At 60.3% G+C, this 14,501-nt stretch carries 8 protein-coding genes and 4 pseudogenes; 7 read left to right on the plus strand and 5 right to left on the minus strand.

The features are described 5' to 3' along the window. Nucleotides 1-40: 40 nt before the first annotated feature. Both AAHB66_RS02620 and AAHB66_RS02625 read left to right on the plus strand, forming a co-directional pair. On the plus strand, nt 41-556 hold the full coding sequence (locus AAHB66_RS02620; protein WP_347115121.1) for a hypothetical protein: 516 nt from the start codon (nt 41-43) through the stop codon (nt 554-556). Beyond that, complete coding sequence (locus tag AAHB66_RS02625; protein ID WP_347115122.1) at nt 534-1,073, plus strand: hypothetical protein; 540 nt, start codon at nt 534-536, stop codon at nt 1,071-1,073. Before AAHB66_RS02620 ends, AAHB66_RS02625 begins: the two co-directional genes overlap by 23 nt. 740 nt (nt 1,074-1,813) lie before the next feature. On the opposite strand, the pseudogene AAHB66_RS02630 reads toward AAHB66_RS02625, so the two are convergent. The 5 genes and pseudogenes from AAHB66_RS02630 to AAHB66_RS02650 form a co-directional block, all read right to left on the minus strand. Continuing rightward, nucleotides 1,814-2,076 (minus strand): annotated as a pseudogene (locus AAHB66_RS02630) (transposase); the annotation flags it as partial. A gap of 159 nt (nt 2,077-2,235) precedes the next feature. Then, a complete protein-coding gene (locus AAHB66_RS02635) occupies nt 2,236-3,057 on the minus strand; it encodes an alpha/beta hydrolase (RefSeq protein WP_347115123.1) in 822 nt (273 codons plus the stop codon). 30 nt (nt 3,058-3,087) lie between these two features. Further along, nucleotides 3,088-4,700 (minus strand): annotated as a pseudogene (locus tag AAHB66_RS02640) (MFS transporter). Further along, nucleotides 4,697-5,107, minus strand: coding sequence for a DoxX family protein (locus AAHB66_RS02645; RefSeq protein WP_347116406.1), 411 nt, complete (start codon nt 5,105-5,107; stop codon nt 4,697-4,699). Before AAHB66_RS02645 ends, AAHB66_RS02640 begins: the two are co-directional and overlap by 4 nt. Before the next feature lie 5 nt (nt 5,108-5,112). Next, nucleotides 5,113-6,983 (minus strand): annotated as a pseudogene (locus AAHB66_RS02650) (amidohydrolase). 237 nt (nt 6,984-7,220) lie between these two features. Here AAHB66_RS02650 and AAHB66_RS02655 point away from each other — a divergent pair. From AAHB66_RS02655 to AAHB66_RS02675, 5 genes and pseudogenes are all read left to right on the plus strand, one after another. Next, nucleotides 7,221-7,913 carry a hydrolase gene (locus AAHB66_RS02655; protein ID WP_347115124.1) on the plus strand — a complete coding sequence of 231 codons (693 nt, stop codon included), beginning with the start codon at nt 7,221-7,223 and terminating at the stop codon, nt 7,911-7,913. Between the two features lie 59 nt (nt 7,914-7,972). Beyond that, nucleotides 7,973-8,182 (plus strand): DUF1427 family protein, encoded by a 210-nt coding sequence (locus tag AAHB66_RS02660; RefSeq protein WP_347115125.1) that lies wholly within the window; start codon nt 7,973-7,975, stop codon nt 8,180-8,182. After that, nucleotides 8,179-8,436 carry a DUF1427 family protein gene (locus tag AAHB66_RS02665; RefSeq protein ID WP_312806338.1) on the plus strand — a complete coding sequence of 86 codons (258 nt, stop codon included), beginning with the start codon at nt 8,179-8,181 and terminating at the stop codon, nt 8,434-8,436. The genes AAHB66_RS02660 and AAHB66_RS02665 overlap by 4 nt, the downstream gene beginning before the upstream one ends. A 26-nt stretch (nt 8,437-8,462) precedes the next feature. Further along, on the plus strand, nt 8,463-8,831 hold the full coding sequence (locus AAHB66_RS02670) for a response regulator (RefSeq protein WP_324808773.1): 369 nt from the start codon (nt 8,463-8,465) through the stop codon (nt 8,829-8,831). A 58-nt stretch (nt 8,832-8,889) separates the two neighbouring features. Further along, nucleotides 8,890-14,493 (plus strand): annotated as a pseudogene (locus AAHB66_RS02675) (AAA family ATPase). The last annotated feature ends 8 nt before the right edge of the window (nt 14,494-14,501 follow it).

Here is a 14,501-nt window from a genome sequence, read left to right on the forward strand (position 1 = left end):
AGGTTGATAGCGACACTTTACAAATCGAGGATAACGACAAGTGATACATAAGCCATCATGGTTCCGTGAAAATGAGGTAATGGTTTCTACCGCTCCTACGTGCGGCCTCACAAAAGGTGGTCGCCTTCTTCCATTAGTTGATAGAAAAACAGGTAAACGTGTACAAGTTTTGGATTCAGAGACTGGAGAACTGATTGATGCCATTGACGACCAGCTTAAAACCGATATGGAAGCATTGCGTGACGGTAAGCTGACTCCAACTCTTCGATTTGTTGCTCAAAATGATGTTTCGATGCGCATCGCTGTCCCCACTTATTTTGATCGGAGATTTGATGATGCGTTCGATGCAGCCATGTCAACTCATCGTTTCAGTTCATTTACATCAATGACAATAGGAAAGTTGATTGAAAAGGAAATACTCACCGTAAGGAATGGGCACGGCTCACCGACTCAGAGCGTGCGAGTTGGGACTGTGCCATATATAAAGGTAAGCGATTTACGGGCGGGATTGGTTAATATAAATCCTACAAATCGTGTCCCCCCTTGCAGTCGCTGAAGGTTTTTGGAAGGGTAAAATATCAGGTCTTCAGGCGTGGGATCTTATCTGCCCGGAACGTACATCTAAAAATATCGGCGATTTTTGTATGCTGATGCCAGGGCAGGAGCAGGTTGTTACTACAAAGGAAGTAATTGTTATTCGACCAGGTGAAAACGCGAATTTTGATGCATTCTATTTAATGTGGGCGATGTCATTAAATATTGTTCGAGACCAGTGGCGTCGAGTCATTTTCATGCAAACAAATAGAGAAGATGTAGGTGAGCGATATTTTGACATTCGCGTGCCGATTCCAAAGGATCGAGTGCATGCCGATGAAATATCCAAGCCATTTAAAGACTATTATGAGGGGTTGGCACAGGCTAGAGATGGATTCCGCAAGTATTTGGACCAATCTTCCGAGCATCACTTTTTCTTGGGTACCGCTTCAGACACTGCTGAGAGCGAAGATGCAATAGAAGAAGATAATGCCTTTAGTGACTCTCCAGACAACATTCAGAATTCTGTGTCACGTTAAAAGATAATGTTATAAATAATGTGTCATTCCAATAACATAAAGGTAAAAAGGAATGGCACTTGTACCATCTCTTCGATTGACATGTGAGATAGTGAAACTGCGAACTACTTGTAAGCGGCCTGCAAAACCGTGGCGTTGAAGGTATCCCAATCCACTGCATGGATGGGCTGTCTGTTCTTCCGGAGGCTATATGCAGCATTTATCTGCAGACATAAGAGCATTTATGGTATGGCTGCCTGGAATCCGATATAATGTATAGGATTAAAAGAAACGGCAGAAATGGTTCTGTATAAACTGGAGGCGAGTTGAGAGCAGTTTAAGAAGTCGTTCACAAAAGTGATTTGCCCAATGAAAACAATCTAATGAATATACCTTGTCTGAGAATGATTAATGCATAGTAGAAATGGGCTATGCATATCCAGAGCTTGAATTTGACATTGTCGCAGGTAACCATTTTTTTTCGGGATGGCCGAGTAATGTGATGACGCTGTAGCATTTTTAATGCTCTTGGATTATTACTGAAAAGGGATGAGGGACTGTCAGAAAACAGTCCCTCATTAGAAAAACAAAAACTCTGCGGAGCGTCCACCACTCATTTTTGCTTTTCAGAATGTGGAGTATACGTTAATTTTAACGTAATCGACAAGCTTGGTTCCGTTCAAGTAACAATCTTTACAACACATACAGTTCAGGAAAATGGTAAATAGAGATCTCGCTAGTAATTTTGTGTAACTTTTACCTAACTCTTTTTCGCCTTCGATACTGATCAGGAGCGCTAGTAAGACGGCCCTATTTATTACGCTGCCATTCTCACAAACTTTAACGACGTCGGTAACTTTTGGAGTCAGTGTGGTTGAGACATCGGAGTCGTAAATTTCTTTGAATGTTGAGCCGATTTTACGCTTAGACATGCCTTTGGCGTATAGCGAGAGAGTTTGACTGACCATCTGCGTAATACGCATATGATTTTTCTTAATCAACTAGGTTCTAAGGTATTTTCACGGCCATGCGATGTGATAATTTGATCCCATAGACATCGCATAGTAAACATCAGATCAGGCTTAACTTGCGCGTAATTTGCCCGGCGGCGCTGCGCTTGCACGGGCCTACAAACGGAAGTAGGCCGGGTAAGCGCAGCGCCACCCGGCAACAAACCTAACCCTTACAGCGACTTCACAAACGTCAGCAGATCTTCGTTCAGCTGGTCCTGATGGGTCAGCGCAAAGCCGTGCGGCGCATTGTCATACACCTTCAGTTCCGCCTTGCTAATCAGCTCCGCCGCCACTTTACCGGTGGTTTCGAACGGCACGATCTGGTCGTTGCTGCCGTGGATCACCAGCGTCGGGACGTCGACTTTCGCCATATCCGGGCGGAAGTCGGTTTCGGCAAAGGCGGTCACGCAGTCGAGGGTGCCTTTCAGCGATGCCAGCAGAGCGATGTTCAGGGTCTGGGTCAGCCCGCCTTCAGACACTTTTTGCCCGGCGTTGAGGCCGTAGAACGGGGTGGCGAAGTCGCTGATGAACTGAGCGCGATCTTTCAGCAACCCGTCACGAATGCCGGCGAAAACAGACTGATCCACGCCCTGCGGATAAGAGTCGGATTTGCCAAAGATTGGCGTTACCGCACCCAGCAGCGCCAGACCGGCTACGCGATCGGTGCCGTAGGTGCCGATATAACGGCTCACGTCGCCGCCGCCCATCGAGAAGCCCACCAGCGTCACGTCGCGCAGATCGAGCGCGGTGATAAGATCGTTGATGTCGGAGGCAAAGGTGTCGTAGTCATAGCCATTCCACGGCTGATCCGAACGGCCAAAGCCGCGGCGGTCGAAGGCGATGGCGCGGAAACCGCGCTCAGCCAGGTAGTTCAGCTGGCTGTCCCACATGTCGGCATCCAGCGGCCAGCCGTGGCTGAACAGCACCGGTTTACCCGCACCCCAGTCTTTGTAGTAAATCTGAGTGCCATCTTTCGCTTTAATCGTCGCCATAGTCTCTTCCTCAAAGTGTTGTTTTAGGTTTTAAACCGGCGCCACCAGATAGCGGGTCGCCGGGGGTGCATCGCCCTGATGGAAAGCCAGCACGCGGCTTTGCAGCAGGTGGTCATTCATGGTGTGGCGCTCCTGCAGGCGCAGGTGTTCCACCCAGGATCCCATCAGGAAAGTCTCGACAAAGAGACCCGGCTGGTCGATATCTTCATACACCGCCCAGCTGATGGCACCCGCGCGGCGGCGCACCCGGCGCAGCTCGTGGACCGCCTGCAGGAAATCGCTTACCGCTTCAGGATCAATAACATACTCGCAGGAGACCAGCACCGGGCCGCGCTCGTTGGGGATGCTCTCCCGCGCGTCGTCGGCAATCAGGCCGCTGGTATCGAGGTTCAGGTTGGGATCTTTCTCCAGCTTCCAGCGCAGCACCGTAGCGCTGGCCAGCAGCATCCCAATCGTCGCCACGCAGAGTGAGGTGGCGGTGTTCACGTGCGAGGCTATCTGTCCCCAGAGGGCGCTGCCCGCGGTCATCGAGCCGAAAAAGACCGTCAGATAGACCGCCAGCGCCCGGGCTTTTACCCAGCGTGCGGCGCTGCGCTGCGCCCCGAGGTTGAGGGTCGAGAGCACCGCGATCCACGCAAAGCCGGTGAAGAACTCAAACAGGTTCAGCAGCCAGAAGTGGCGCACAAAGGCCAGAGCCAGCATGGTGATAGCGAAGACCAGGCTCGCCGCCACCATCAGCCGGTCGGCGTTCAGGCGCTGGCGCAGACGCGGCAGCAGTACCGCCCCGGCAATCGCCCCCAGCCCGATACAGGCCAGCATGATGCCGTACCCCGCCGGGCCGAGGCCCAGCTCCCGACGCGCCACCAGCGGCAGCAATGCCCAGCCTGCGCTGGCGAAGACGAAGAACGCCACGGTGCGAATTAACACGTTACGCAGCACCGGTGCGGCATGCACGTAGCGCACCCCGGTGCGCACCGCCGAGAAGAAGTGCTCCGGCGGCAGGCGCTGCACCGAGGCGGCAGGCTTCCAGCGCCACAGCACCCAGGCCACGCCCAGCACCGACAGGGCGTTGAGCAGGAACACCATCCAGGGTCCGGCCAGCGAGAGTAAAAAAGCCCCCCCAGCGCCGGGCCGATGGCGCGACTGATGTTGACCCCCAGCGAGTTGAGCGCCACCGCCGGGCCCAGCTCCGCCTTGCTCACCAGATCCGGCACCACCGCCTGGAACGGCGGCGAGCTCATGGCGCTGCCGACGCTCAGCAGAAAGGCCGCGGCCAGCAGCACCGTCGGCGTGACCTGCCCGGTAAAGGAGAGGATCGCCAGCCCCGCTGCGGCAATAAACATCCACAGCTGGGAGAAGAGCAGGTACTTACGCCGGTCGACGATATCCGCCATCACCCCGGAAGGCAGGGCGAAGAGGAACATCGGCAGGCTGCTGGCCGCCTGCACCAGGGCGATATCCAGCGGATCGGCGCTGAGGGTCAGCATGCTCCAGTTGACCCCCACGTCGCTCATCCACGAGCCAACGTTGGAGACCACCGTGGCGATCCACAGCATGCGGAACACCCGCTGGTGCAGCGGCTGCCAGGTGGACATCGTTGGGGCAGGCGGATGCTCCACGTGCGCGTCGGTGATCTGGGTCATGCGAATCTCTCCGTGGCGCGCGAACGGACCCGCCACGCGCCGGGGCCGGTGATGGCCAGCGTGGTGAAGATAATCAGCAGCAGCCAGCCAAACTGGCCTTCGGCAATTGACCAGCCCGGATGCACCACCAGCATCGCCACCAGCAGCACGGCGATGATCGGCACGCAGGCCAGCCGGGTCGCCACGCCGAACAGGATCAGGATCGGGCAGATCACCTCGGCGACGATCGCCGGGATCAGGCTGAAGTACGGCCCGAAGCCAAAGGGATCTTCGATCCGCGTCAGTTCTTCGCTGAAATGCATGATCTTCGGCAGGCCGTGCACGTAGAGCAGCAGCAGGCTGCCGGCGATCCGCAGGAAGAACAGCCCCAGGTCAATCCGGGGCAGGTTAGGTTGGGTTGAGTTCATCATGATCAGAACGCGAAGCAGCTGCAGCCCAGCGCTCCCCAGAAGGCGTTATCGTCGGCCACCGGCATCTCTGCCGTACGGGCAAAATCGTGTGCGTGGTTGTGCACCCCGCACGGGCCGCTGCAGTGGTGCACGGCCTGCATCCCCACGCGGGCAGCCTGTGGTGGCGCGCTGCGGTAATGACCCGGCACTTTGACCACCGGCGACCACTCCGGCAGGACCGGGATGGCAGGCGGCGCCAGCGGGCCGAAGCTGCCTGCGGCGTAAACGATGTTGCCATCCACCACCGTCAGCACCGATTCGATGCCTTTAATTTCCTCTTCCGGCACGCGGAAGAAGTCTTTGCTCAGTACCGCGAGATCCGCGAGCTGGCCCTTTTTGATCTGGCCTTTCTGGCTCTGCTCGTTGGAGAACCACGCGCTGCCCTGGGTCCAGAGCATCAGGGCGGTGTCGCGATCCAGACGGGCGCTGTGATCGTACATCTGCATCCCGCCCACGGTGCGGCCGGAGACCAGCCAGTAGAGCGCGGTCCACGGGTTGTAGCTCGCCACGCGGGTGGCGTCGGTGCCCAGACCCACCGGCACGCCGGTTTCGAGCATGCGGGTGACCGGCGGGGTGTGGCGCACCGCTTCCATCCCGTAACGCTCGGCGAAGTACTCGCCCTGGAAGGCCATGCGGTGCTGCACGGCGATGCCGCCGCCCAGGGCCTTGATGCGGTCGATGTTGCGCTGGGTGACGGTCTCGGCGTGGTCAAAGAACCAGTGCAGGCCGTTGAACGGAATGTCGCGGTTGACCTTCTCAAAGACGTCCAGCATCCGGCTGATGGACTCATCGTAGGTGGCGTGGAGGCGGAACGGCCAGCGGTGCTCGACCAGATGGCGCACCACGCGCTCCAGCTCGTCCTCCATGCCGGGGGCCAGATCCGGGCGCGGCTCAAGGAAATCCTCGAAGTCGGCGGCGGAAAACACCAGCATTTCGCCCGCGCCGTTATGGCGGAAGAAGTCGGTGCCCTGGCCCGGCTTGAGCATGTCGGTCCACTTCTCGAAATCTTCCAGCTCGTGGCCGGGGCGTTGGGTAAACAGGTTGTAGGCGATGCGGATCGTCATCTGCTTTTTGTCGTGCAGCTCGGCAATCACCTCGTAGTCTTCCGGGTAGTTCTGGAAACCGCCGCCGGCATCGATGGCGCTGGTTAAGCCCAGACGGTTCAGCTCGCGCATAAACTGGCGGGTGGAGTTCACCTGCTGCTCCAGGGGCAGTTTTGGCCCTTTGGCGAGGGTGGCGTAGAGGATCATGGCGTTCGGACGGGCGATCAGCATCCCGGTCGGGTTGCCGTTGGCGTCGCGCTGGATCTCGCCGCCCGGCGGGTTCGGCGTGTCTTTGGTGTAGCCGACCACCTTCAGCGCCTCGCGGTTGAGCAGGGCGCGGTCGTACAGGTGCAGGATAAACACCGGCGTCTCCGGCGCGGCCTCGTTGATCTCGTCCAGGGTCGGCATCCGGCGCTCGGCAAACTGGAACTCGCTCCAGCCGCCCACCACCCGCACCCACTGGGGTGACGGGGTGCGCAGGGCCTGCTCTTTTAACATTCGCAGGGCATCGGCCAGCACGGCACGCCCTCCCAGCGCAGCTCGAGGTTGTAGTTCAGCCCGCCGCGGATCAGGTGCAGGTGTGAGTCGTTCAGGCCGGGGATGGCGGTGTGGCCTTTGAGATCCACCACTTTGGTGGCGTCGTCGTGGTACTGCATCACCTCGGCAACGGTGCCCACTGCAAGGAATTTGCCGTCACGCACGGCAACCGCTTCGGCGAGGGGATTTTCACGATCGACGGTATGAAACTGGCCATTCACCAGAATCAAATCTGCTGTAGCAGAGGAAGTCATAACTGCTCCTGACTGAGAGGGGAAATGTCAGGATTATTGGAACCGGTTACCGGAAAAAACCAGTTATACAAAGGGATAGCTATACCAAAGTATAACTATACCTGCGTATAACTATACAAAAGGTTAATTATACAAAGAGATAATTACGCAAGGGCGGAGAGTCATCCAGGATACAGGTATCGCATCGTCGCCGCGTCGTGCGACGGATTTCACCTGTTAACCTCACTGGATACCATTATGTCTAACTCAAAACTCGAAGTGTTAACCCCCGATAACTGTCAGATGATCTTCATCGACCAGCAGCCGCAGATGGCGTTTGGCGTGCAGTCTATCGACCGTCAGGTGCTGAAAAACAACGTGGTAGGGCTGGCGAAAGCGGCCAAAGTGTTCAACATCCCAACCATCATCACCACCGTTGAAACCCAGAGCTTCTCCGGTAACACCTTCCCGGAACTGCTGGACGTCTTCCCGGGCAAAGACATTCTTGAGCGTACCTCCATGAACTCCTGGGATGACCAGAAAGTGCGTGACGCCCTGAAAGCCAACGGCAAGAAGAAAGTGGTGGTCTCCGGCCTGTGGACCGAAGTATGCAACAACACCTTCGCCCTGTGCGCGATGCTGGAAGGCGACTACGAGATCTACATGGTGGCTGACGCGTCCGGCGGCACCTCGAAAGAGGCCCACGACTTTGCCATGCAGCGCATGATCCAGGCCGGCGTGATCCCGGTAACCTGGCAGCAGGTGCTGCTGGAGTGGCAGCGTGACTGGGCCCACAAAGAGACCTACAACGCGGTGATGGATATCGTGCGTGAGCACTCCGGTGCCTACGGCATGGGTGTGGACTACGCCTACACCATGGTGCACAAAGCCCCGTCTCGCCAGAAGAGCGAGCACGAAACCCTGGCGCCGGTTCCGGCCCCGGTTCGCTAAGTTTTCAGCGGCAGGCTGGGCCCTCATCCGGCCTGCCGTTGACCTCTCTGGAGTCCATCATGAGTACTGGGTTAATTTCCCTCGCGGCAGGCGTGCTGATCGGCCTGCTGTACGCGCTGCTGAAAGTCCGTTCCCCCGCGCCGCCCGCGCTGGCGCTAATTGGTCTGCTGGGGATGCTGGCTGGCGAACAGGCCACCCGCCATTTTCTGCATGCTGATGACACCGCGCAAAAAGCCCCCGTCGCCGTTACCACAGGAGCCTCGTCATGAAAGCCTGGGTCGTTTCGCTGAGCTGTGGAATTCTGGCAGGGGTGATTTATGCCGCAATTGATGTACACTCGCCCGCGCCGCCGGTTGTCGCCCTGTTGGGGCTGTTTGGCATGCTGGTGGGCGAACAGCTGATCCCGATTGGCCGCCGCCTGTTTAGCCGTCAGCTGACGATGACCTGGTTTCGCCATGAATGCGTCCCCAAAATCAGCGGCACTCCACCTCCGGCCCGTCCCGGTGACGGTAGCGAGGGTTAATCACCTTTAGTTTGAGGAACACGAGCATGCCGCAGCGCATAGCCATCATTGATGATGAACGGTCTGTTCGCAGCGGGTTAAGCAACCTGTTGCAGTCGGAGGGGTATGCCACAGAAGCCTTCGACTCGGCGGAAGTGTTTCTCAGCCACCCCACCGCGCTGGCAGACGCGGCGCTGGTGATCGCCGACATCCGCCTGCGGGGGATGACGGGTCTCGAGATGCTCGACAAACTGCACCTTATCGCCCCCTCGCCGCCGCCGCTTATTTTTATCTCCGGTCATGCGGATGAAAATATTCAACGCTACGCTGTTGAACACGGCGCTGTTGTTTTTCTGCGCAAACCGATTAATGTCGATGTGCTGCTGGCGCACATTCAACGCGCGCTCGCCACCTGACAACACCTGCACAACCGATCCCACGAGAACCATTAACGAAGAAAAATAAGGAACGTGGATGAACAACACATCGCTGCCTGCGCTCTGGCCTGCCCCCGAAAATTTAGCGGAAGGGCGGGCTTTTGTGCTTAAAGAAGACGTCATTTTTACCCCGCTGGGGCAGGAGGGGAGCCTCTGCTGGCTCAATGCCCGCCTGCCCACCTCCGGCGGATCGTTTATCATCGCCACCGGGGTGAGCGATGAAGAAGAGGCCAGCGCAACGCGCCTGCTGCGCAACGAGTTTGCCCTGCGGGAGTACCTGAGCGACGACTGGGCCATTCGCCCGGTGGCCAGCACGCAATACCACGGGCGCTTTGCACTGGTTTATGCTCCCTTTTCGTTTGTGCTGTTAACCCGGATCGTCGGCGCGCCGATGGCCTGTATCCAGAGCTTCCTCGATCTGGCGATCCGCATCAGCCTGCCTTTACGCCTGATGCATCTGCGCAACCTGGTGCATGGCGATATCAAGCCCGGCAATATTTTTATTCACGATGACAACCGCTGTCGGCTGGGGGGGCTTTGGCCTGTCGTCCGGCACCTCGGAAGAGCTTCAGCAATCCCGGCTGGCGGTGGTGGGCGGTACCCCCGCCTACATGTCGCCGGAGCACACCACCCGCACCCATCGCGCGGTGGATAACCGCAGCGATCTCTACAGCCTGGGGGTAGTGCTTTACGAGCTGCTCACCGGCAGCCTGCCGTTTGAGCTGGGCGGCGAGGATCAGGGCAAGTGGGCGCACTATCATATCGCCTCCGAGCCCCGCGCTCCGGGCGCAGTCTGTCCCGGCGTGCCCGCCATGCTGTCGACCATCGTCCTCAAGCTGCTGGCGAAAAAGCCGGAGAACCGCTACCAGACCGTTGATGGCCTGATTGCCGACCTGCGCCGCTGCCAGGCCACCCTCAGTGACGACGGGGAGATCGCTGCCTTTACCCCCGGCCTGCAGGATCGCTCCCCGGCCTTTCATCTCACCGACACCCTGTACACCGCCCATCCCCAGGCGGCGGAGCTGCTCCACGCCTTTGAGCGGGTCAATCGCGACGCTATCGCCGGATTCGTGGCGATTAGCGGCCCGTCGGGGATCGGCAAATCGTCACTGATCGCCTCGGGGCTGAAGGCCCTGCAAAACCGCAGCGTGCTGCTGGCGGTGGGCAAGGTGGACCAGTTTTCCCCCACGCTACCCTACGCGGCGTTGACCTCGGCGTTTCGTAACCTGACGCTGCATCTGCTGGGGCTGTCGGCGGAGGAGGTGGCCCAGTGGAAGATCCGCCTGTCCCGCGAGCTGGAGGGCTACGAAGCTCTGGCCGTCAGCCTGGTGCCGGAGCTGCGGCTGCTGCTCGATAACAAGCCGCGCTTCTCCAGCGACATCTTCTCTATCGACGCCCGGGCGCGCTTCAGCCATATGGTGCTGGCCCTGGTGAAGGCCTTCGCCAGCGCGGGCTACCCGCTGGTGCTGCTGCTGGACGATATCCACTGGATCGACCCCGCCAGCCTGCAAATCCTGGAGTATCTGCTGACCCACGCCAGCACCGTGCCGCTGCTGATGGTGGTGGCGCACCGGGATGCCTGCTCGCTGCCGGACAACACCCTGCATCATCAGCTGGCGAGCCTGCACCTGGCCTCGCGTAATACCACCGAGCTGCGCCCGGAGCCGCTGTCGGTGAAGGCCGTGTCGCGCTGGCTGGCGGATATCTTCCATACCCGCTCGGCCAGCACCCTCGATCTGGCCGGGCTGATCCATGAAAAAACCGGCGGCAACCCGCTGTTTGTCCATGAGTTTTTCCGCCGCATCGTCGATGACGGGCTGGTGACGCACAACAAGTACCAGGATAAATGGCATTACGATCTGCACGCCATCCGCACCCGGCACTACACCGAAAACGTGGTCACCCTGGTACTGCAGCAGCTGGAGGAGATGCCTGAAGAGACCCAGCTGCTGCTGGGCAGCATCGCCTGCCTCGGCGGCAGCGGCGAGCTGGAGATGGTGTGCCGGGTGGTGGCGATGTCGGTCGCGGAGATCCGCTATGCCCTGCACCCGGCGGTGACGGCGCAGCTGATCACGCTCAACGCCGGGAGCTATGCCTTTACCCACGACCGGGTTCAGGAGGCGGCCTTTGCCCTGCTGGATAACGCCGAGCGCAGCCGTCTGCACCTTACCACCGCCAGCCTGCTGGCGGAGTCGGCCCGTCAGGCGGCGGGCAACGAGATCCTGTTCCGCGCCGTGCATCACGTCACGGCGGCGCTGGACTGCATTCAGCCTGCGCCCCAGCGCCAGATGTTCCGTGAGCTGAGCCTGCTGGCGGCCCGCCGCGCCCGCCGGTCGGGGGATTACCTCTCGGCCCTGAGCTATATCCAGACCGCCCGCGCCCTGGGCAACGTCGGTGCGCTGCCGGAGAGCGCCAGCGACTTCACGCTCGACAGCGAGGAGGCCGGGTGCCAGTTTGCGCTGGGCAATCTCGACTGCACCCGCCGACTGTGCGACCGCATTCTCAACTCCCCTGGCGGGCTGGCGGAAAAAGCGCTGGCGGCGAACCTGCTGGCCGAAGTCTATATGCGCCAGTCCGACAACCGGCTGGCGCTGGAGGCGGCCCTGAGCTGGCTGGCGGTGTTTGGCATTCACGTCAGCCGCTACCCGGAGGCCGCCGAGTGCGACGAGGCCTGGCACAGCCTGTGCAACCGCGTCGGCGATAACCCGCAGGGCCATTTTGCCGGGCTGCCGCTGATGAACGACGGCGACACCGAGGCGGTGATGAACCTGCTCAACAGCGCCTGCGTGTTCGCCAGCTTTACCCGCTCGCGCCTGCATTTCATTCTGCTGTGCCGGATGATGCACCTGACCCTGGATCACGGCATTACCGGCGCGTCCGCCCCGGCGATGGCGTGGTTCGGGGTGTTGATTGGCCACCGCTACGCCGAGTATCGCCTCGGCTTTCAGTACGGCACCCTGGCGCGGGAGCTGGTCAACCGCCACGGCTACGACGCCTTTGAGGCCAAAACCCTGCTGCCGCTGGATCAGCTCAGCGTCTGGACCCAGCCGCTGGGCTACACCATCGAGTGCGCCAAGGCCTGCTTCACCTCTGCCGTCACCCACGGGGACATGACGGTGGCCTGCTTTGCCGCCTGTCATCAGGTGATCAACTTCCTTACCCGGGGCGATCACCTTGACGGGGTGCTGACCAGCATCGAGCGCGGCCTGGCCTTTGTGCGCAAAACCCATTACCAGGACGTGGAGGCGATCCTGCTGATGCAGCGCCACTACGTGGAACATCTGCGCACCCCGGTGAGCGGCCACTGGACCGCCAGCGAGGTGCTGCCGCACTCCCTGCTGCCCGCCGCCGCAGAGCAGGCCACGGAGCAGACCTCCACCATGCTGTTCTGGTTCTGGCTCTATCGCGGGATGGCCCACTTCGCCTGCGGCGAGTTCCCGCAGGCAGCAGAGAATCTCGAGCAGGCCGGGCAGTTCGCCTGGTCCGCGCCGGGCCATATTCATCTGCTGGATTACCATCTTTACAGCGCCCTGGCGCTCTCCCAGCAGCTGACCCCGGAGACCTTTTCCGCCGACCTGCGCCGCCAGATCCATCTGCACTACGACAAAATCGCCCTCTGGGCGCGGATCAACCCGGGCACCTTTGCCGATAAAGAGGCGCTGATCTACGCCGAGATCGTGCGCCTGGACGGCATGAACAGCATCGCCCTTGAGCAGTACGAGAAGGCGGTGCGCCTGTCGCGCGACGGCGGTTTTAACCCATTCAACGCCCTGGCCCACGAGCTGGCCGGACGCTTCGCCCATGCCTGCGGCTACACCACCGCCGCCGATGCCCATTTCCGCGGGGCGATGACCGCCTGGGGACGGGCCGGGGCACAGTCCAAAATACGCCAGCTGGAGCGGGATTTCCCTTACCTGCTGGCCCCCGGCCAGGCCAACGCCTGGGACACGGTGGCCTTTGCCCGTAACGAGGAGATCCGCGATCTGCAGAGCGTGATCAAGGCCTCGCGCGCCCTGTCGGAGGAGATCAACCTCGAGCGGCTGATCGAAACCCTGATGACCATCCTGCTGGAGCGGGCCGGCGCCCAGCGCGGCTTTTTGATCCGGGTGAATGACAATAACATCCCGGAGATCGAGGCCAGCGCCAGCACCACTACCGACGGGGTGCGGGTGCAGATCCGCAAAGAGGTGCCGATGGCCACCGACATGCCGCTGACGGTGCTGGCGGCGGTGATCCGCACCGGGCAGGAGATCCACACCGGCAAACCGGAGGAGTTCCACCCCTTCAGCCAGGACCCGTATCTGGTGACCTCCGGGGCGGCGGTGATGTGCGTCCCGATGTTCAAGCAGGCCCGGCTGGTGGGGGTGCTCTATCTGGAGAACCGCCTGATGCCGGAGGTCTTTACCGTGGAACACTCCCGGGTGGTGAGCCTGCTGGGGGCGCACGCCGCCATCTCGCTGGAGACCGCCCGGCTGTACGCCGAGCTGCTGGAAGAGAACCTCCAGCGCCGTCGGGTCGAGAAAGAACTGCGGGCCAGCCAGACCTCGCTGATGCTCGGGGAACAGATCAGCCACACCGGCAGCTGGCGCTGGGAGCTGCAGCAGGATCTGATGTTTATGTCGGAAGAGTACGCCCGCATTCTCGGCCTGCCGGAGAAACAGAAGATGATTTCGATGGCCGAGTTCCTCACCTTCGTGCATCAGGATGACTATCCGCGCATCAGCACCTGGTCACCGAGAGCGTCCGCAACGGCCTGACCATGCGCGCCGAGTTCCGCATTATCCGCGCCGACGGTGCCACCCGCACCATTCTGGGGATTGGCGATCCGGTGGGGGTGGGCAGTGAAGTGAACGAGTATTACGGCATCATCACCGACATCACCACCCAGCGGACGGCGGAAGACGCCATGCGCGTGGCCCAGGCGGAGCTGGCCCGCGTATCGCGCGCCACCACCGTCGGGCAGCTCACCTCGTCCATCGCCCATGAGATCAACCAGCCGCTGATGTCGATTGTCGCCAACGCCGGGGCCAGCCTGCGCTGGCTCAACCGCGATCCGGCCCGGCTGGATAAGGCCCGCCTCGGGCTGGAGGAGATTGTCTCCGAGGGCGAGCGGGCAGGGGAGATCATCCGCAGCCTGCAGTCCCTCACCCGCAAGCAGGATCCGGTCTTCGCCCGCATCGATCTGCACTATCTGGTGCGGCACATCATTACCCTGTCGCGCAGCCAGCTGGAGCAGCGGTGCATCAGCGTCAGCTATGCCCTGGCGGCGACGGACAGCTTTATCGTGGGGGACAGCGTGCAGATCCAGCAGGTGCTGCTGAACCTGGTGATGAACGCGATAGAGGCGATGGCCGAGGTGAAAGAGCGGCCCGGCACGCTGGAACTCTCCACCTCAAACCCGGAGGGCGGGGGGATCGCTTTTGAAATCGCCGACAGCGGCACCGGCATCGGACCGGGGCTGAGCGAGCGCATCTTTGATTCGTTCTACTCCACCAAAGCCCAGGGGATGGGAGTGGGGCTGACCATCAGCTACAGCATTATCGAGCGCCACCGGGGCAAGCTGACGGCCCGCAACCGCCAGCCACACGGCTCTGTGTTTGCTTTTACCCTGCCGCTGGCGGCGAGCGAGGCGTCACTCTGAGGGCAGGA

Source organism: Leclercia sp. S52 (assembly GCF_039727615.1).
Classification (GTDB): domain Bacteria; phylum Pseudomonadota; class Gammaproteobacteria; order Enterobacterales; family Enterobacteriaceae; genus Enterobacter; species Enterobacter adecarboxylatus_B.

Coding starts and splice junctions, on each gene's coding strand:
- AAHB66_RS02635 (WP_347115123.1), bottom strand. CDS start 3,057: ATGGCGACGATTAAAGCGAAAGATGGCACTCAGATTTACTACAAAGAC.
- AAHB66_RS02645 (WP_347116406.1), bottom strand. CDS start 5,107: ATGAACTCAACCCAACCTAACCTGCCCCGGATTGACCTGGGGCTGTTC.
- AAHB66_RS02655 (WP_347115124.1), top strand. CDS start 7,221: ATGTCTAACTCAAAACTCGAAGTGTTAACCCCCGATAACTGTCAGATG.
- AAHB66_RS02660 (WP_347115125.1), top strand. CDS start 7,973: ATGAGTACTGGGTTAATTTCCCTCGCGGCAGGCGTGCTGATCGGCCTG.
- AAHB66_RS02665 (WP_312806338.1), top strand. CDS start 8,179: ATGAAAGCCTGGGTCGTTTCGCTGAGCTGTGGAATTCTGGCAGGGGTG.
- AAHB66_RS02670 (WP_324808773.1), top strand. CDS start 8,463: ATGCCGCAGCGCATAGCCATCATTGATGATGAACGGTCTGTTCGCAGC.